General features: G+C 32.4%; 16 protein-coding genes. 5 read left to right on the forward strand and 11 right to left on the reverse strand.

The annotated features are described in order from the left end of the window. The 4 genes from PW52_RS07170 to PW52_RS07185 all read left to right on the forward strand — a co-directional run. The coding region (locus PW52_RS07170) for a gliding motility-associated C-terminal domain-containing protein (protein WP_044632272.1) at window positions 1-2,101 on the forward strand (2,101 nt) is incomplete at its 5' end. Window positions 2,102-2,114: 13 nt separating this feature from the next. Then, window positions 2,115-3,044: a PorP/SprF family type IX secretion system membrane protein gene (locus tag PW52_RS07175; RefSeq protein WP_044632273.1), complete on the forward strand. Its 930-nt coding sequence runs from the start codon at window positions 2,115-2,117 to the stop codon at window positions 3,042-3,044. A gap of 12 nt (window positions 3,045-3,056) precedes the next feature. Next, window positions 3,057-5,054, forward strand: coding sequence for an OmpA family protein (locus tag PW52_RS07180; RefSeq protein ID WP_240475159.1), 1,998 nt, complete (start codon window positions 3,057-3,059; stop codon window positions 5,052-5,054). A gap of 32 nt (window positions 5,055-5,086) precedes the next feature. Next, a complete protein-coding gene (locus PW52_RS07185) occupies window positions 5,087-7,003 on the forward strand; it encodes an OmpA family protein (RefSeq protein ID WP_044632274.1) in 1,917 nt (638 codons plus the stop codon). 92 nt (window positions 7,004-7,095) lie between these two features. On the opposite strand, the gene hisS is transcribed toward PW52_RS07185, so the two are convergent. The 6 genes from hisS to rpsF all read right to left on the reverse strand — a co-directional run bounded on the left by hisS (window position 7,096) and on the right by rpsF (window position 13,545). After that, entirely contained in the window at window positions 7,096-8,466 is a 1,371-nt protein-coding gene (hisS, locus tag PW52_RS07190) for a histidine--tRNA ligase (protein WP_044632275.1), read from the reverse strand. Window positions 8,467-8,538: 72 nt separating this feature from the next. After that, window positions 8,539-9,009 (reverse strand): DUF6495 family protein, encoded by a 471-nt coding sequence (locus PW52_RS07195; RefSeq protein ID WP_044632276.1) that lies wholly within the window; start codon window positions 9,007-9,009, stop codon window positions 8,539-8,541. A gap of 151 nt (window positions 9,010-9,160) precedes the next feature. Next, complete coding sequence (locus PW52_RS07200) at window positions 9,161-12,313, reverse strand: TonB-dependent receptor (RefSeq protein ID WP_044632277.1); 3,153 nt, start codon at window positions 12,311-12,313, stop codon at window positions 9,161-9,163. A 133-nt stretch (window positions 12,314-12,446) separates the two neighbouring features. Then, window positions 12,447-12,890 (reverse strand): 50S ribosomal protein L9, encoded by a 444-nt coding sequence (gene rplI, locus PW52_RS07205; RefSeq protein ID WP_044632278.1) that lies wholly within the window; start codon window positions 12,888-12,890, stop codon window positions 12,447-12,449. Between the two features lie 13 nt (window positions 12,891-12,903). After that, window positions 12,904-13,203, reverse strand: coding sequence for a 30S ribosomal protein S18 (gene rpsR, locus PW52_RS07210; RefSeq protein WP_042245715.1), 300 nt, complete (start codon window positions 13,201-13,203; stop codon window positions 12,904-12,906). A 3-nt stretch (window positions 13,204-13,206) separates the two neighbouring features. Further along, on the reverse strand, window positions 13,207-13,545 hold the full coding sequence (gene rpsF / locus PW52_RS07215; protein WP_044632279.1) for a 30S ribosomal protein S6: 339 nt from the start codon (window positions 13,543-13,545) through the stop codon (window positions 13,207-13,209). 207 nt (window positions 13,546-13,752) lie between these two features. Between rpsF and PW52_RS07220 the strand changes: the two genes are divergently transcribed. Further along, complete coding sequence (locus PW52_RS07220) at window positions 13,753-14,448, forward strand: LytR/AlgR family response regulator transcription factor (RefSeq protein WP_044626026.1); 696 nt, start codon at window positions 13,753-13,755, stop codon at window positions 14,446-14,448. Between the two features lie 86 nt (window positions 14,449-14,534). On the opposite strand, the gene priA is transcribed toward PW52_RS07220, so the two are convergent. The 5 genes from priA to PW52_RS07245 form a co-directional block, all read right to left on the reverse strand. Further along, a complete protein-coding gene (gene priA, locus PW52_RS07225) occupies window positions 14,535-16,988 on the reverse strand; it encodes a replication restart helicase PriA (RefSeq protein WP_044632280.1) in 2,454 nt (817 codons plus the stop codon). 81 nt (window positions 16,989-17,069) lie between these two features. After that, on the reverse strand, window positions 17,070-18,002 hold the full coding sequence (locus tag PW52_RS07230) for a V-type ATP synthase subunit E family protein (protein WP_044632281.1): 933 nt from the start codon (window positions 18,000-18,002) through the stop codon (window positions 17,070-17,072). Window positions 18,003-18,022: 20 nt separating this feature from the next. Beyond that, the gene (locus PW52_RS07235; protein WP_044632282.1) at window positions 18,023-18,979 is read right to left on the reverse strand and encodes a DUF6175 family protein; all 957 of its coding nucleotides are present in this window, start codon (window positions 18,977-18,979) and stop codon (window positions 18,023-18,025) included. A gap of 11 nt (window positions 18,980-18,990) precedes the next feature. Then, window positions 18,991-19,512 (reverse strand): hypothetical protein, encoded by a 522-nt coding sequence (locus PW52_RS07240; protein WP_044632283.1) that lies wholly within the window; start codon window positions 19,510-19,512, stop codon window positions 18,991-18,993. 17 nt (window positions 19,513-19,529) lie between these two features. Beyond that, window positions 19,530-20,822: a hypothetical protein gene (locus PW52_RS07245; RefSeq protein WP_044632284.1), complete on the reverse strand. Its 1,293-nt coding sequence runs from the start codon at window positions 20,820-20,822 to the stop codon at window positions 19,530-19,532. Between the last annotated feature and the right edge of the window lie 64 nt (window positions 20,823-20,886).

Here is a 20,886-nt window from a genome sequence, read left to right on the forward strand (position 1 = left end):
AACTACGGCTACTTTTACTGTTGAAGATACTACTGCACCTACATTACCAGCAATTCCAGAGGATGTTACTTACGAATGTATAGATGAAGTTCCTAACCCAGAATATTTAACGGCTAGCGATGCTTGTTCTGGTGATTACAACTCAATAGGTGTTGACACCATTGATAATTCAGATTCTTGTAACATTACTATAACTAGAACATGGACATTTACAGATAGTTGTAACAATACAAGTTCTGCTTCTCAAATAATTACTGTAAAAGATACTACTGGACCAGAATTAGATTTACCTGATAATGTTTCAGCAGAATGTAGTGATGATTTAACACCAATCGCATTCGGAACTGCAACTGCAACAGATAATTGCGACCCTAACCCTGTTGTAACTTACAATGATGTTATAACGAATGGTGCTTGCGAAGGTACTTATACTATTACAAGAACATGGACTGCTACTGATGCTTGTGGTAATGAAACTACAGCCGATCAAACTATTTCAACATCAGATTCAACACCTCCTGTGTTTGATCAAATTAGTTTACCAGGAGATTTAGTTGTTGAATGCGATGCCGTTCCTGAAGCTGTTACTTTAACTGCAACCGATAATTGTGGTAATGTAATAGTAACTGTAAACGATGAAATTACACAAGGGAACTGTGATCAAAACTATACTATTACAAGAACTTATACAGCTACAGACGATTGTGGATTAACAAACACACATATTCAAACTATAACTGTGCAAGATACTACTGCTCCAGAATTTGTAGAAGCATTTCCCCTTGCTAATATCGTAGTAGAATGTGATGCTGTTCCTGCAGCAGAAACTTTAACCGCAACAGATATTTGTGGTTCGGCGACGGTATCTGTTAGTGATGTAAGAACAGATGGAGATTGCTTAAACAGCTATACTATCGCAAGAACTTGGACTGCTACAGATGAATGTGGCTTAACTACATCATATACTCAAAATATAATAGTTCAAGATACAACGGCTCCAACCTTTAATGAAACGATGCCTAGAGATATAACTGTAGAGTGTGATGCTGTGCCAGATGCAGAAACAATCACAGCTTCAGATAATTGTGGAGACGCTACTGTAACTGTAGTCGATACTAGAACAGACGGTAATTGTATTTCTAACTACACAATTAGCCGTGTTTGGACAGCAACTGATGAATGTGGATTAACAACAACTCATACTCAAACCATAACTGTACAAGATACAACAGCTCCTGTTCCTACAACAACTTATGATGAAGTCTTAGATGTTAGCTGTACCGATATTCCAGATACGCCAGCACTTGCCTTCGAAGATAATTGTTCGGAAAATGTGACCATATCTTTTGAAGAAGTAAGCTCTTTTGTAGAGAACGTATTCGAAGACTATCAAATTACAAGAACATGGACAGTAATGGACGAATGTGCTAACCAAGCCATCTACACACAAACCTTAAATGTAACCTTAGATGAAATTTACTCTGAAATAGTTGCTGAAGACATCTGTTACAATAATGGTGCTATAGATTTAAATGACGTGTTATCTAATTCAATTAACACAAATGGTACTTGGGAAATTATAGAAGGTGATTTAGACGCCACAATAACAGGTAGTATATTCGACGCTACAACACTTGAGTTAAGTGAAGATTTCTTGCCTGAAAGCGGCGGGATTGATTATAGACTTAGATATACCACAACAGATCAAGGTTGTTTAAGTATCATTGAAGTTGTAATGAATGTTCATGCAGACTGTGTGGTTTTACCTTGTGGAGAAAACGATATCAACATATCTAAAGCTATAACCCCAAATGGAGATGGAATAAATGACACTTTCGATATTGAAGGGATTGATTTATGTGGATTCGTTGCAGAAGTTAAAATATTTAACCGTTGGGGAGCATTAGTATACGAATCTAGTAATTACACTTTAGGAAGTATAAAAACTTCAGGAGCTAAAGGTGATTGGGATGGTAGCTCTCCAAAATCATCAATTGGTAACGCAGGTAAATTACCTAACGGAACGTATTACTACATAATTAAATTAAGAGATAGCGGATTAAACCCTTTAACCGGCCCTATTTATTTAGGAACTAAATAAAAAACCTTAACCTATGAAACTTTTAAAATTAAACATAATCACAATTGCTTTGTTTAGCTGTACTATAGGTGTTGCACAACAATTACCGCAATTTACGCAATATATGTACAATACCATTTCAATTAACCCTGCTTATGCCGGTAGTAGAGAAGCACTTAGCATTGTAGGATTACATCGTAGCCAGTGGGTTGGGTTTAAAGGCGGACCAATAACACAAACACTATCTATTCATACCCCACTAAGAAACGATAGAATTGGTTTAGGTTTATCTTTTATTGAAGACGATTTAGGACCGCAAAATTTTTCATACTTATATGCAGATTTCTCTTATTCAATCCCGACAGGACAAGAAGGTAAATTATCTTTTGGTATTAAAGGCGGGTTTACTCAGTTTAGTTTCGATACAGATTTTAGATTAGAGGAATCTAACCTATCTGACCCTTTAATTTATGGAACAGAAGATAGATGGACACCAAATGTTGGAGCTGGTATATATTGGAGTACAAATAGAATATACGCTGGACTATCTGCCCCTAGAATATTAACTCACGATTTTAGCAACAGAAATAATGATGTTGAAGCCTTAGAACGCATAAGCTATTACTTTACATTAGGCGGTGTTATCGATTTAAGTCGTACGGTGAAATTTAAACCTGCTGGTTTAATTAAAGCTACAAACGGCGCACCATTATCGTACGACTTAACAGCTAATTTTCTATTCTTTGATAAGTTTTGGCTAGGAGGGTCTTATAGAATTAATAATGAAACAGCTGCTATTGGGGGTATAGTAGATTTTCAAGTTTCAAGACAACTACGTGTCGGTTACGCCTACGAAAAGCCTATTTCAGAAATTGCAGATTATACCACGGGAACACATGAAATTCTACTTATTTATGAGTTTAAATTCTTAAATTCTAAATTAAAATCACCAAGATATTTCTAATATTTAGATTCTATGAAACATAAAAATCACATATTAGTTATTATAAGTATTATGTTGTGTACATCTGTATTTGCACAACAAGGAAAGCAAAAACGTGCTGATACTTTATTTAATAAATTTTCGTTTGTTAAAGCAGCAAAAGTATACCGAGAACTTATTCAAAAGAATTACAATAGAGATTACGCAACACGTAAACTTGCAGATTGTTATGCATATTTAAGAGATCCTAGAAACGCCGCTCGTTATTACAAAAGTGTTGTTAAGCAAGATAATGCCCCTATTGAATATTATTATAAATACGCTCAATCTTTAAGAGGTATTAAAAAATATGAAGAATCTCAAGAATGGCTAAAACGATATAAAGATTCGGGAGGAGTAGTTAATTCTAACGATTTCTCTAAAGATATCAATTTTATTACAAGTGTTTTTGGTGCTGAACAACAATATTTTTTAGACCGGTTTAGATTTAATTCTAAATTTAGTGATTTTGGAGCTTTCGAACAAAATGGAAAGGTTTATTTTACTTCTGCCAGAGATGAAGGAAGTGCCGTAAAACGAATTTATGGCTGGAACGAGCAACCCTTTTTAGACATCTATGAAGTAGATGTAAAATCAAAAAAAAATGTTGATTTCTCTGCTAAAATTAAAGGGGATGTTAATACGATATATCATGACGGTCCTATTACCTTAACAAAAGATGGTAAAACCATGTATTTCTCGCGAAATAACTTTAACAAAAATGTAGAAATTAAGGATAATTTAGGACTCACCAATATGAAAATATATCGGGCAACTTTGGTTGATGGTGAATGGACTAATGTTGAAGACTTGTCTATTAATGGTGATAATTTCTCAACACAACATCCCGCTTTAAACGTAGATGATTCTAAACTTTATTTTGCATCAGATAGACCCGGAACTAAAGGTGGATCGGATATTTGGGTGGTAGATATTTTTCCAGATGGTTCTTTAAGAAATCTTAAAAATATGGGGGATGTCATAAATACCGAAAGTGCGGAAGGTTTTCCCTTTATTAATAATGAAAATGTAATGTTTTTTTCTTCAGATGGTCACACCGGATTGGGTCTGTTAGATATTTTTGCAACTTTAAAAGATGAAGACAATAATGATGAAATTGTTGGTGTTATTAACGTTGGTGTTCCAGTAAACTCTAATGCCGATGATTTTTCTTTTAGCATGAACCCCGACGGTATTACAGGATATTTCGCCTCAAATAGACGTGGTGGTCGTGGCAGCGATGATATTTACGCATATCACAGAGTTCCTATATTAAACGTTGAAGGCGTTGTAACCGATGCCATTAATGGAAATCCTGTAACCGCAGCAACAATTAAGTTATTTGATGATAAAGGTAATGAAATAGCTTTTATGGAAACTGATAAAAACGGATATTACCAAATAAACATAGATAGAAACGAAGATTTTAAGATTGTTGCTAGTCAAGATAAATATATTGATGATTATAGAACTTTCTCCTCCAAAAAAATTCAAACCGAACTTACATCCATAACAGCAAATTTACTTTTAAATCCAGTACCCAATGTTGCTAAATTGGCCAATCTAAATCCAAATAACTTAGGTTACAAAACAGACGAAACAATTAATCCAGATTCTTCATCTGTTAAAGACGCCCAATTAAAGCCTATATATTTTGATTTCGAAAAATACAATATTCTTAAAGAGTACGCTATTGAACTGGATAAGATTGTAAAATTAATGACGGAGGATTATCCTGATATGGTAATTAAAATTGAATCTCATACAGACTCACGAGGAACAACTTTATTTAACGATATATTATCGAAAAACAGAGCTAAATCAACCTATAACTACCTGATTTCAAAAGGAGTTAACCCCTCGAATATTTTAGAATATAAAGGCTATGGAGAGCGCAGGCTTATTAATGAATGTGCAGATGGTGTATCATGCAGTAAAGCTAAACATCAATTAAACCGACGCACAGAGTTTGTCGTTGTAAGAATGGAATAACATCTCAAGAACTTTTTAATAAATAAGACCCCATGAATAAAAAATATCATTTTTTTTGCCATTTGGCATTGTTACTTAGTTTAGTAACATTTGCTCAAACTGGTCAACAAAAAAAAGCGGATAAATTATTTAAAAACTTTTCATATGCAAAAGCTGCAGATGTTTATCATGACTTAATAGAAAAAAATATAGATACTACTTACACCTCAAAACAATTAGGAGACACCTATTCTTTTTTAAGAAATCCTGATAGTGCCGTAGTTTATTATAAAAATGCTATTTCGCAGAAAAATATAGAACCTATTTATTATTTTAAATATGCAAAAGCTTTACGTGGTGTTGAAAACTATGATGAAGCCCAAATTTGGCTTAAAAAATATAATGAAATTAGTGACAGTTTAAAAACCGAACTGCCTTTAAACGATGCAAACTTTTTAGAGAATATATTATCGGCAAAACAAGTTTATTTTTTAAATGACGTTAAAGTAAATTCCGAATTTAGTGACTTTGGTGCATACGAATATAATGGTAATATTTACTTTGCATCTTCTCGAGATAAAGGTGTACTTACCAAGAAAACGTATGGTTGGAATAACGAACCTTTTTTAGATGTGTATGTTACAGAAAGTATTACAGATAGTACTGTAAATCATAAAAACAAACTAAAAGGCAAAGTGAATTCCGTTTTTCATGACGGTCCTTTAACTATAACTAACGATGGAAAAACCATGTATTTTTCCAGAAATGACTTTATAAAAAACAAACGTGGAAAAGATGAATTAGGTAGTACAAACCTAAAAATTTACAAAGCCTCTTTGGTAGATAATGAATGGACGAACGTTGAAGAATTGCCATTTAATAGCTCGTATTTTTCTAATGGTCACCCGGCTTTAAATGCCGATAACACTAAATTATATTTTACTTCAGATAGACCTGGAGGATTTGGTGGCTCCGACATCTATTATGTTGTTTTAGGTGAAGATGAAGCCATAAGTGAACCTGTTAATGCTGGAAACATTATAAACACACAACAAAACGAGAGTTTTCCTTTTTTAAATTCTGAAGATATACTTTACTTCTCATCAGATGGTCATTTAGGTTTAGGTTTACTAGATATTTTTGAAACCAAAACCGATTCTAATAACAATGCTATTGATGTTGTTAATTTAGGATTGCCTATTAACTCAAGTAAAGATGATTTTTCATACTTTATTAATTCTGATAACTTAACAGGATATTTTGCATCTAATAGAAATGGTGGTGTTGGTAGTGATGATATTTATGCCTTTAACAAGCTTCCTGAACTTATTATTGCAGGAACTATTGTTGACACTGACACCAAAGAACCAATAAAAGATAGTAAAATTGTACTGGTTACTCCTACTGGAGAAGAATTGGCTACTGCTATTTCTGATGAAAACGGTTATTATGAAATTAAAGTAGACAGGGATAATAATTACGGTTTAAAATTATTTAAAGAAGGTTACATCGATTTAACTTCACTAATCTCAACTAGAAATTTAGATAAAACCGTATCTAAAATCACAGAAAATATTGAGTTAAACCCTAAGGTTATTGAAACTATTCAAGATGCCGAATTCTTCCCTATTTATTTCGATTATAACAAATCGAATATTAGAGAAGATGGATCGAATGAATTAGATAGAATTGTGAATTATATGATGAATAAATATCCTGAAATGGTAATAAAAATTGCATCTTATACAGATTCTAGAGGATCGAATAAGTACAATTTAAAATTATCTGAAGACCGTGCCGTTTCAACTTTTAAATATTTAGTTGATCATGGTGTAAGTCCTTCTAGAATACTTGGATATAAAGGCTATGGAGAAGATAACCTAACCAATAATTGTGACGATTCTACAAAATGTTCTGAAGATGAGCACCAAAAAAATAGAAGAACTGAGTTTGTTATAATTAGAAATTAGAACTCAAACTTTAATACACTTAAAAACGTCTAAATTATTTTAGACGTTTTTTTTGATATAAAAAAAGCCTTGATTTCTCAAGGCTTTTCTATTTACTTTATTTGTTGTATTAATTCGTTAAGCGGTATTTTAAATTGTTCGCCAGAACTCATATTTTTTAAAGCATAGGTTTCAGATGCTATTTCTTGGTCTCCAACAATAACAACAAACGGAATGTTACGTTTATTAGCATGCGCCATTTGTTTTTTCATTTTCGCAGCATCAGGATATAATTCTGCATTTATGCCTGCTTCTCGTAATTTTTTAATGGCTTTTAAACTAAATAAAGCTTCTTTATCTCCAAAGTTTATAAATAATACTTCAACGTTTTTATTTACAGTTTCTGGGAATAAATTCAGCTCTTCTAAAACCAAATAAATTCTATCTAAACCAAAGCTTATCCCTACACCACTAGTGTCTGGCTTACCAAAAATGTTAGTTAAATCGTCGTAACGACCACCGCCACCAATAGATCCCATTTTTACACCTTCTGGAGCTGATACCTCAAAAATGGCGCCTGTGTAGTAATTAAGCCCTCGAGCTAAAGTAACATCTAACTGTAATTTGGCTGTAGTTAAACCTAATTCCTTAATGGCTGCATCAATAAAACTTAATTCTTCAATACCTTTTTTTCCATCTTCCGATGCTTCTAAAATACCTTTTAAGCTTTCAATTTGAGACTCAAAATCTCCAGATAAACTAAATAAAGGTTGTAGTTTTTCAATACCACTGGCAGAAATTCCTTTACTTAACATTTCTTCCTTAACCTTCTCCTCTCCTATTTTATCGAGTTTATCTAACGCCACTGTAAAATCGATTAACTTATCGCTAGCTCCAATAACTTCAGCAATACCAGAAAGAATTTTTCGGTTATTAATTTTTATAGTAACACCATTAAGTTTTAAGGCTGTAAACACGGTATCGTATAATTGTATAAACTCTACCTCTTGCCACAAGCTTGTACTACCTACAACATCGGCATCACATTGATAAAACTCTCTAAAACGGCCTTTTTGAGGTCTGTCGGCACGCCAAACTGGTTGAATTTGGTATCGCTTAAACGGAAATTCAATATCGTTTTGATGCTGAACAACATATCGTGCAAATGGCACAGTTAAATCGTAACGAAGCGCTTTTTCAGATATACTTGAAGTTAATTTAGTAGAATCTTTGGCTTCATAAGCTTCGGTGTTGGCTTTATTTAAATAGTCTCCAGAATTTAAGATTTTAAATATCAGTCTATCCCCTTCATCTCCATATTTTCCCATTAAGGTTTCGGAGTTTTCAAAGCTTGGAGTTTCTATAGGTTGAAAACCAAAAGTTTCAAAAGCACCTTTAATGGTACTAAATATGTAGTTTCGTTTTGCAACTTGCTCTGGATTAAAATCTCTTGTTCCTTTTGGTATACTTGGTTTTTGAGCCATTTTATATTTTTAATTTATCTGCACAATAACTGCGCTAAACCTGACAAAAATAAATAATTACCTTTGTTGGTACTAATTTATAAGCTTATTAAAATAATTATACAATTCGCCTTTTGTAATGATGGCTCCTTGTTCTATCATGCTAAATTTATCGGCATTTTTATCTTCGGTGTAATCTTTATCGGCTTGTAAAAACTCAACACTTTCGTCCATTAAATTTTCACGTAACCAATCGTAGCCTTCTTGCGTTGTAATATCAACTTCTTCATTTTTTACGTTTACAACAATAGCATGCATTTTATCATCATTTAAATGAAACAAATACATGTGTTGTGGCGCAAAATGCTCTAAATATTCGGCTTTATTTAAAACACCTTCCCAAATTAAATCGCTAAACACATCTAACTCGGTTTCGGCTAATTCTGGCTTATTAACTTTTAAATTTTCCCATTCATCTGCCGTAATAGATTGTGTAGCTAAAAAATTAATAAACTCTTGGTGTAACTCTTCAAGTTGTTCTTTTGTAAGCCTTCTATATTTCATAAGTTTTTATTTAATTGCATTCTTAGCTCATTTAAATTTTTAGTCCGTTATTTTTTTATGCTAACAAATCAATAAAAAATCGACTAAATTTTTCAAAAAAAATGCGCCCCTTAATTAGGAGCGCAAATTTAAGAATATATAAGCTATTATTTTAGAAAATATAACGTAAACCTACTTGAGCTTGCCATCTAGAAGCTAAACTAGAATCGTAACCAAAAGTAGTTGTACTTGTATCGCCATCAAAAGTGTAAGTTGGCGTGTTGGTATCATCAACAGTAACACCTAGAATTTGCACATTGTTTGGTTGTTGAATTAATCCCCAATTTGAATTTAACAAATTACCAATATTTAAAATATCTAAGCTAAACTGAATAGTATTTGTTTTGTTTTCTGATACTTTAATTTTATAATCTTGAAGAAATTTTAAGTCCCATTTTCCTCTCCAAGGAGCCAAAGCCCCATAACGCTCTGCATATTCACCACGACGATCGCTTAAATAATCGTCTTGCTGAATGTAACTTTCGAAAGCAGCAGCATCTGTAGCATCGGCAAAATTCATTTGTGTAACTTCGGTTGCAGTTGGAATATAAATTAAATCGTTTAATGTAGAACCGTCTCCATTAATATCACCTCCATAGGTATAGTTGAAACGTCCGCCTTGAGCATACTCAAAGAATGTAGAAATAGTTGTAGACCATTTATCGTTTCCATAGTTCCATTTTTTACTTGCAACACCAATAAAACGGTGTGTATCTCCATATTTAGAATGTGCTAAAACATCATTATTTACGTTTCCTAAAGCTGGATTAAAAGCAAAAGCATCACCTGTAATTTCTGCTTCAATAGAATTTACATCTTTAGAATTTAAGTAGTTATATGCTAACATGGCATAAAGTCCGTTGTTAAAATTTTTCTGAGCTTTTAACGAAGCGTTCCAAATTCTACCTTTATCGGAATTAGTCATTACAAAAGCATTTGCATTTGCAGGAAAAGGCACATCTACTTGAACATAATCTGCAGCCGTATAAGTCGCTCTGTTATCTACACCTTGTAAAGTTCCTGTTGGCTCTACTAACCCCCAGTTTTGAACATGAGCTGCGTTTATATCTTTTGTATAAGATACATCGGCAGTTAAAACAATGCCATTTTCTAGCTTTTTATCTATACCTAAATTTGTTCTCCAAACTTGTGGGAATTTATAATCTGGATCTACCGCTTGGTGGAACCACCAATTAGGGTTACCAATTTGATTACCTAACCATACAAATGGGAAACGACCTGTAAATAACCCAGAACCACCACGGAGCTGAAATGTTGAATCGCCATTAACATCGTAGTTAAAACCAACTCTTGGTGACACTAACCATTTGTTGCTTGGCATTTCGGTATTATCGATAAATTGAATATTTCCTGTATTTGGGTTTAAATATGGTGTTCCTGGAGCGTAATCTGTTGTGCCATCAATAACATCTTGTGCTTTGTCGGCCGAATCGAAAAATAATGGTTTATCGAAACGAACGCCATAAGTTAATTTAAAATTATCTGAAACATTCCACTCATCTTGCATATAAAAAGATAATTGTCCCACGTTTGTTTCGGCTAAAGCCCAAGAATCGTTACCGTTGTTAGACTCAAAAGTGGCTTCGGCAGCCGTAATAGCATCAGCAATTAAACCATTATCAACAGCCGTTAAAAAATCTGCTACAGAAGCAAATGCACCAAAAGCACCAACATAACCTCTAGAATCACCATAACCATAAGCGCCTAGGTTAAAAGAGTTATCAAATTCAAATTTCTCGAAAGAAACACCAACTGTGAATGTATGATCGCCTTTATAAAAATTTAAATTATCGGTAAATTGAAATACTTTTTGATCTAATTTATTATTAATCGAGAAAGGCTCATGCCCAGCGATTATGTAGTTTGAACCATCTTGTTGAATAGAAATTGCCGGAGCTGGCGTAGAAAATGGCGTTCTAAAATCGTCGAAATGTGTATAACCTATTTGTAATTTATTTGAAGATGATTCTGATAAGGTTGAATTTAATTCTACTTGAAGCGACTGGATGTTGTTATTAATTTCGTAACCAGAGTTTTCAAACTGTAAAGTTGATGCATTTGGACCTCTAAAACCTAAAGCTGTTGGATGTGCAGGATTTCCTTTTGATGCATTTAAAAAGTTATAAATTACCGCTAACCTATGATCATCGTTAATATTCCAATCTATTTTAAAAATACCTTTTGTTGATTCTGATGCATAAGTAAACCCTTGGTAAGCACCTGTATTGTAACCTATTGAACCTAAAGCATCTTGTACTAGAATTAAATCGGATTCTGTAACACGAGATTCGTTAATAGCGCCAGATCCTGTATTTGGCACCCAGCCATTCGTTCCTAAATCGTCACGTTCATCACTTTCAAAATTGGCAAAAAAGAACAATTTATTTTTAATAATTGGCCCACCTATACTTACACCATATTGTGTTTGGTTTAAATCTGGGCGAATAACTTCATCACCCTTAATTTTTTTACCTGTCATGCTTTCATTTCTATAGAAACCATAAACAGTTCCGTGAAACTCATTGGTTCCACTCTTTGTAACTGCATTAACAGAAGCTCCTGTAAAACCAGATTGTGTAACGTCGTAAGGCGCAGTAGATACAGAAATTTGATCGATAGCGTCTAATGAAATAGGTTGTGCTCCAGTTTGTCCTCCAGGAGTTGGAGAATCTAAACCAAATGGGTTATTAAAAATGGCTCCATCCAAAGAAAAGTTGTTAAACTGATCGTTTCTACCACCAAACGAATTACCACTTGCCGTTGGTTCTAATCTTGTAAAATCTGAAGCAGAACGAGAAATAGTAGGCAAACGTGTTATCTCTCGACGTCCAACACTAGTTTCGGCTCCAGTACGATCGCTTCCAAAAGTACCAGTTCCTTGTCCGCCTTGAATAACAACAGCATCCAGTTGTTCACTATCAGATACCATAACAATATCTAAATTTTGCGTTTTTCCTAAAGTTAAGTATATATCGTTATAAGTTTGTTCCTTATAACCAACAAAACTTACTGTAATTGCGTAAGGCCCACCAACACGTAGGTTTAATAAATTAAAGCGGCCGTCAAAATTTGTTGCCGCACCATACTTTGTACCTGTTGGCGTGTGTATGGCTACAACATTGGCACCAGGAAGTGGCACCGAGGCGTCGTCTAAAATAAGTCCTTTAATGTTTGATGTGGTTACCTGTGAAAAGGTAAAAACACTAAAACATAAAAAAGAAAATAAAATTAATGTTTTTTTCATGAGTTAATTTTTAAAGTTAGTTTGAGTTTTTATTATGCACGCATAATTACTGTTGATGTAAATTTAAGACAAAAAAAAGCCACTCGAAAGAGTGGCTTTACAATATTTAAAAGTTTTATTAACTTTTTATTAACTATGCTTGAGCAATTACCTCAAAAGGTAAATCAACTATTACATCTCTGTGTAAACGTACAGTAGCATTGTATTTTCCCAAACGTTTAACAGTAGTAACTGTAATAAATTTTTTCTCGATGCTTTGACCTTCTTTTTCTAAAGCTTCAGCAACATCAATGTTGTTTACCGAACCAAAAAGTTTATCACCAGCACCAACTTTAGCAGCAATTTTTACTTCTAAAGCTTTTAATGCATCAGCAATAGCGTTTGCATCATCAACAATTTTCTTTTCTTTAAAAGCTCTTTGCTTTAAGTTTTCAGCTAATACTTTTTTAGCAGATACAGTTGCTAAAATCGCTTTTCCTGTAGGAATTAAAAAGTTTCTACCGTAACCGTTCTTTACTGTTACAACATCGTCTTTAAATCCTAAATTATCAACGTCTTGTTTTAATATAAGTTCCATTGTTATCGGTATTTTATTTTAATAAATCTGCTACGTAAGGCATTAAAGCTAAATGACGTGCTCTTTTTACAGCAACAGATACTTTTCTTTGGTATTTTAAAGAAGTTCCTGTTAAACGACGAGGTAAAATTTTACCTTGCTCATTTACAAACTTTAATAAGAAATCTGGATCTTTATAATCGATATATTTAATACCTGATTTTTTGAAACGACAGTATTTCTTTTGTTTGTTAGTTTCTATATTTAATGGTGTTAAATATCTAATTTCACCATCTTTTTTTCCTTTAGATTGTTGTTCTATAGATGTTGCCATGATTTACGCTTTTACTTTTAGTTTTTCTCTTCTACGTTCCGCCCAAGCTACTGCATGCTTATCTAACTTTACAGTTAAATAACGCATAAAACGCTCATCGCGTCTAAACTCTAACTCAAGAGTGTTAATAATCTCTCCTGGTACAGTGTACTCAAATAAATGGTAAAAGCCACTTTTTTTGTTTTGAATTGGGTAGGCTAATTTTTTAAGTCCCCAATCTTCTTTTGATATCATCTTAGCGCCGTTAGAAACAAGAAAATCTTCGTATTTCTTTACTGTTTCCTTTATCTGTTCTTCAGATAAAACGGGATTTAAGATGAAAACAGTTTCATAATGATTCATAAAATTCTATTTTAAAAATTAAAAATTGGCTGCAAAAATAAATAATATTTGTATATTAGACAACTATTCTCTCTTTTATATTGCAAAAAGTAACAAACCCCAGTTGTTAAGGAAACGTTAAAATTCACATTTCACCGATGATTTTTGGTTTTTAGCGGAAATTATTGTAATATTGTCGATATCTTAACCGAAATAATTTAAAATGTTATGACTTTAAACTGTGTAGTAGTAGATGATTCAGCGATACAACGTCTTTCTATTGTAAAACTAGTAGAAAATCATCCGTCTCTTAATTTAATTGCAGAGTACAGCAGTGCTCTTGAAACAAAGAATGGTTTAAATACGCATCAAGTTGATTTAATTTTCTTGGACATTGAAATGCCTGTTTTAAATGGGTTTGAACTTTTAGACGTATTGAACAAAAAACCTCAAATTATTTTTGTAACTGGTAAAACCGAATATGCTTTTAAAGCATTTAATTATGACGCTACCGATTACTTACATAAACCCATTACTAGAGAACGTTTTAACACTTCTGTAGACAAGGCTATTGAACAACATAGATTGACATTAGACTTTAATGAAGAAGAAGGTGAACACATATTTGTAAAAAGTAATCTTAAAAAACGAAAAGTTTACATTAAAGATATTAAGTGGATTGAAGCACTTGGTGATTACGTAAAACTTGTTACTGAAGAAAATAGCTTAGTGGTTTTATCTACAATGAAATCTTTTGAAGCTGAATTACCTGAAGGTAAGTTTTTAAGAATACATAAATCCTATATTGTTAATTTAGATAAAATTGATAGATTTAACAGTAAAAATGTTGAAGTAGGTGCTTATGAAATTCCTTTAAGCCGAAACAAGAAAACCCAACTTGTTGATGCGTTAAATAATATTTAAAAACAAAAGAGTAAAATAACTATTGTAACTCCCAGTATTAAAATAATACGTTCAAAAATTTGACTCCAAATCATTAGCTTTTTGAATTAAAAGTTATCGACATTTATAATTACTCTAACCGGCCTAAAATCTTTTATACTAAAGAAGCTATTGTTAACTTTTATGATAGCTTCTTTTGTTTTTTGTAAAGACTGCTCCTTTGGAATTTTTATGAGTATGTTTTTATGAAATTGATTTCTGATACGCGCAATCGGAGGTGCCTCTGGCCCCAAAACATTATTTCTAAAAACTTGTCTTAAAGATTTTGCCAACCAAATAGAAGCCGTCTCTACCCGATTAAAATCTTTATGCTTTAGAGTAATTTTTATTTGTTTATATACCGGTGGGTATTTAAAATTGAAACGTTCATCCATTTGTTCTTTAAACATCTCCACATAATTATTTGTAGAAACCTGTTGTAAAATTTTATGATGTGGGTTATATGTTTGTATTAAAACCTTACCTCTCTCTTTAGTTCGCCCCGCCCTACCTGCTACTTGTTGCATAAGTTGGTAACTACGCTCGTGCGCCCTAAAGTCTGGAAAATTAAGCATACTATCTGCATTCATTATACCAACTAGTTTTATATTTCTAAAATCTAAACCTTTGGTTAGCATTTGTGTACCAACTAAAATATCTATTTCTTGTTGCTCAAGAGCTGTTATTATTTTTTGATAACCATATTTGCCCCGTGTGGTATCTAAATCCATTCTGGCGACTTTATGGTTTGGGAATAATGTCTCAACTTCTTTTTCAATTTGTTGTGTACCTAAACCTTTACTATCTAAGTCTTGACTACCGCAGGCCATACAATCTTGAATCATAACCGTATTGTAACCACAATAATGGCAACGTAATTGATTTCTGTATTGATGATATGTTAAACTTACATCGCAATTTGGGCATTGCGGCGAATTACCGCAAGTGTTGCATTCAATTATTGGAGAATAACCACGGCGATTTTGAAATAATATTACTTGATAACCTTCACTTAAGGCTTCAGTCATTTCTTCGATTAATTGGTCACTAAAATGACCTTTCATTCGCTTTTTTTTATGCTTATCCTTTAAATCTACTAATTCAATATCTGGCATTAGCACATTGTTGTACCTATGCATTAATTCAACTAAACCATACTTATTTTGTTTCGCATTAAAATAGCTTTCTAAACTCGGTGTTGCAGATCCTAAAAGTACTTTTGCTTTATGTAAATTAGCTAAAACTATACTTGTATCTCTAGCCTGGTATCTTGGGGCAGGATCGAATTGTTTGAAAGATTGCTCATGTTCTTCATCCACAATTATTAATCCTAAATTAATAAAAGGCATAAAAATAGAAGAACGTGCCCCTAATATTATTTGTGCTTTTTTTGAATTACTTAATACATTATTCCAAACTTCTACACGTTCGTGCGTTGAGTATTTTGAATGAAAAACTGCTACTTGTTCTCCAAAATAATTTTGTAATCTATTTACTAATTGCGTGGTTAACGCTATTTCTGGAAGCAAATACAAAACTTGTTGTTTTTTACTTAATGCATCTTCTATTAGCTTAACATAAATCTCGGTTTTACCAGACGATGTTACACCGTGTAATAGTGTTACGTTATGTGTTTTAAATGATTCTAAAATTTCATTATATGCCGTATTTTGATGCATATTAAGCTGTTTACTATCCTCCGTTTGTTCGCCTGAATAACTAACCCTATCTGTTTGTATGTGGTATTCTTCAAAAATTTCTTTATCTATTAAAGTTTTAATAATTCCTGAAGACGCATTTATTGCATTTGATAATTCTGAAACTTTAACTGGCTTCTTAGTTTTTGCTGCTAAAGAGAAAAGACTTAAAACAACTTCCTTTTGTTTATGAGCTCTTCCTAAATCTTCTAACAAGCCTTGAAGCGCTTCATCTGAATTATATTTTGAATGTAATCTTACATAACGAACCAGTTTGGGTATGTATTTTTCGTAAACCTCTTCTTCAACAATAATAGCTTCTTTTTCTATTAAAGACTTAATTATGGGAAGTACATTTTTTTTGTTTAAAATATTTGAAACATCATGTATTTTTAATGATGATTGATGATGAAGTGCTTCATAAATTAAGAATTCATCATCTATTAAAACAGTTTCATCAATTACTTTTTTATTATTTTTAGTAATTAATGTTTCGCTTTCTAAAATAAAAGCACTTGGTAAAGCAGCTCGCATTATATCACCTAAAGTACACATATAATATTTTGTCATCCATTGCCAAAGTTGTAATTGTGTTGATGTTACAATAGGGAAATCGTCAAGAATTTGATGAATTTCTTTTGCTTCGTAAGCTGTTGGAGCTACGTTGTGTATGCTATAAACAATACCTGTGTAAATTTTGCTTTTACCAAAAGGTACAGAAACTCGCATTCCTGGTTTTAAAAAGTTGGTTTCGGCTTCTGTAATGCTATATGTAAATAGTTTTTGAAGAGGTACAGGTATGATTACATCTATAAAATTTGGCATACCCAAAGGTAATGTGTTTACAATAAAAAACCATCTGTTTTTTTTCAGATGGTTAATATTAATAATTATTTTTTTTAAGGCCTAATACCAACCTCTCACGTTATAGGAAACACTCTCAGGTTGATTTTCTCCATAAGCCAAACCAATATCTCTGGCTGCCTGAACAATATCTGCCTCTACTTCTAATTCCTTTAAAGAGTAATTCCAATCTCGATCTTGTAAATCCTTAACTCTTTCTTCTATTTGACCATAAAGCGTTTTAACTTGAGAAAAACATGCCGAACTAGGTTCTATACCGGACAATAAAAGTCCTGCAGAGTTAGCCGCATCAATATCTTGATTAGCCGCCCATATTGCCGATGCTTCGTTAAACTTAATTGTACAATCTCTATCTATTGCCTTTTGATAAAGTGGTTTTATTTTTGATTTAACTGAGTTGTAACATGAGCTAACCTCCGGTATACTTGTTAATATTAATAGCGCCTCTTCTAACTCATTATTATACTCTAAGGTTTGAGCTCTATTCACAATACTATTACAATTAGCATTGTAATAATCTATTATTTTTTGTTTTGAACTCGATATAAAAGATTCAATTTCTTTATTTTTTGGATTAATTCTTTTAATAGCTGATATATAAGCCTTGTTTTCATTTGTTCCAACTCCTTTTAGTTGCAATGATGTACTAGAGAACAAATTACCAGCAACACCATCTCCTATATAAAGCGTTAAATCTAAAACTAAAGCCGTCATTACAGGAGCTGTTCCTGTAATATTCTTATTTAAAACTGTTATATTAGGCGTGATTATAAACCTTGAACTTTGCGAATTATTAGCAATTCCATTTTCGGTAATTATTCTTCCTAGTTTATTAGCGAGCATATTTTTTGCGTAAGCAGGAATACCTTCTATTTGAGGTGGTATATATGAACCAAGAGTAATACCATTATTATTATCTTGAGCTAATAAAACCATTCCACAAAAAAGAAAAAATGATACGATTATATTTTTCATTTGTTTTATTTTAAAATTTGTTATTTTCCACCTAAAATTATAGTTGCTCTCCCCAAACCTTTCATTACCAACTTATTTGGAATATTAAAAGGTTCGCTTTTTAAGTACTTACTCAGTTCACTTACATATCGTCTAGCGTCTAGAGCTCTTCCCCTATCATTTATTAATGGAATTCTTACTTGTTCAAATAAGGCCATATTTTCAGTCATATCTGTAGTGCTAAATCTACCTTGTACAGTATTATCTGCTAACCAATCTTCTATTATATAGCCTAACTCTTCACCATCAAATTCTGATTCTAAATCGCCATCCCAATCATCCCATTTTTGAATTCTTACGATAATTTCTCTACCATTTTCGAACATATCATCAAAATGCATTTGTAACGAGTTTGTGAAATTATCCATGTGAGCTAAAACAGCTTCTGAAAGCAATACAGGAATCTCTGCTGAAAAAGAAGGCGCACCTGTTCCTACAGCTGTAGCCACTTGCTTATCTGTATATGCATCTAATCCCTGTAAATTAAAAGTGATAGACTTTTTTGGGCCAGTTTTATTTACCGTCCAGGTTAATTGAATTATAATATCGGCTTTTGCTACTTTTTTAAATACATCTATTGGACTTTCTGATATACCACTTCCAGATTCCTTTGAGCTTCTAAGTGCATCTTCAGCAGAGTTTGAATTTAAGGTTTTTATTACCGACTCCATGTTTTTTAATGGAAAACCCCTTTCTGCCATCATACCATTAATATGACTAATAACCTGAAGAACTTCTGCATTCTCTTGAAATGCTTTTTTATAATCTGGTACTTTAACTACAGAGCCTTGGTCGTCGTAGGTAAGCACATAATTATTCTTGAAACACCAAACATCACTTGGAACCACCATTAACGTTGGTTTTTTAGCTTGACTAAAACCAAATAAAGTTATTAGTAAAAATGAATACTTAATTAAATTTTTTATATTTTTTTTCATGTGTTTTAATTTTAAAAGCCTGAAGTTAAACCTCTTATTATTCCTTCTTTTTCTAAGCGTTTTCGCAATTGATTGTATTGTACATTAACAATTATACCTATTTTATACTCTCGTTTACTTATTTTTAAACGATCACCAGGGGCTACACTGCCATCTGTCGCCGATGACACATATTTTAAATACTCGCCACCATCTGCAAAAAAATTGTCGAAAAATTCTTGATATTCATCTTCCTTACTTACATCATCAGATAAAGGTTTTAATGAAGTACAACCTTGTCCTCCGCCGGCATATCCCTTAAAAATAATACCATGAACAGCATTTTTCATTCCACTAGATATGGCATGCTTAGGGTTTTTAGAGTATGACCAAACTTTAATAAGTTTAGAACCTTGTTTGGCAATACCTTCGCATTCGATATCGTAACGCCAAATTTTTGTATCCTTATTTGCTTTATTTTTTTTCCATTGTGCATTTACTGTACATGAAAAAGCAAACAATATAACTAGTATTAAACTATTTTTTAATTTCATAATTTATTGGTTTAAGATTAATTAATTTGTCGAATTAGCATTCCTGAAAAGTACTTATTAGTAGGTCCACTAAATGTTGTATATTCAAATTCTGTATTGTTTTCCTCGTCTGCTAAATATCGATTGTCCCAAATATGACTTTTGTCTACTTTTATTACTCCTACTCTTTTATATTCAGTAAGGCCCTCTTTATTTATAACTTGTTCTAAAACTTCATACTTATCTCCTTTTTCTAACCCTTCTTTCAACCCTATTTTTGCAGAAAGTGGATCTCCGCTTAATAAAGGTGTTTTAGTTCTAAACACTTCGTACTTTCGTTGTAGTTTGGCAATAACATTATCTGTGGCTCTTATTGTTGCTAAAGCAATCAATTCATCATTACCTTTATTTGACATCGATGTACTCTGCACATCGGCCCATGAGGTTTCTATTCCTACTAAATCTAATTTAAAAATATCGGTTTCATCAAAAGCTTTTTTTCTATCTAAATCTAAATTTTCATCATCAGTCCAAAAATCATTATAAAAAATCGAAGCAACCTCATCATTCCAAACTAGTTTATATAAATATGCTGTTGATTTAACAATATAACCTTTACCTACAAACTCAACACCTTTTGACGTTGCATTAGCTGCAATTGCCAAACTATTATTACCTGCTTTTGATGCTATTGAAGATATAGAGTTTAATACACCTGAGGTCTTTTTAGCAACTTCTTCTTTACTTGTGTACTTATAATTATTAACGATAACAAAAGTATTTTTAATTAGCTCTTCTCCAGCATCAGCCAACATAGAAAGTCCTCTTTCGTTACTTCGTGCAACCTTAATATCTAAATCTGACGCGTTATAAAAACCTCTTTCTGAAATTAAAGTCATATTAAAACCTCCTTTTTCACTTCTATTAAACCATTTGGCTATCATAGCTTTTGCTATATCGTTATTGGTTAACTGAGCAGATATTTGAGCTTCTAACTGATCTCGTTCTTCTTTTTTTTTCACACCTACTTTTGATAATAAACTCTTCTTTTTTTCATTAGCTTCAAGGACTTCTTCCTTTTCAATTTCTAAACTATCTAACTTAGGAATAACTCTTAGAGAAACAATATGGTCGTTAAATTTTTCAGGAATTTTTAAACTCTCGAAGGTCGTTTTTATAACATCTGCATGCTCTATACTATCGTTAGCCACCATAAAGGTATATAACGAACTACGTTTGTATTTAATATCGATAGGAGTTTCATTCTGTGCATACGACGGAAAACTTAAAACAAGGGCAATGCATAGAAGTCTAATTGTTAATAGATTCATTATGAGTAATTAAAATGTTAATAGCTACTGTAAACCTAATAATTATTTGCTAAGAAAAGAGTAC

Origin of the sequence: Neotamlana sedimentorum, from assembly GCF_000943565.1 — a bacterium.
GTDB classification, from domain to species: Bacteria; Bacteroidota; Bacteroidia; order Flavobacteriales; family Flavobacteriaceae; genus Neotamlana; species Neotamlana sedimentorum.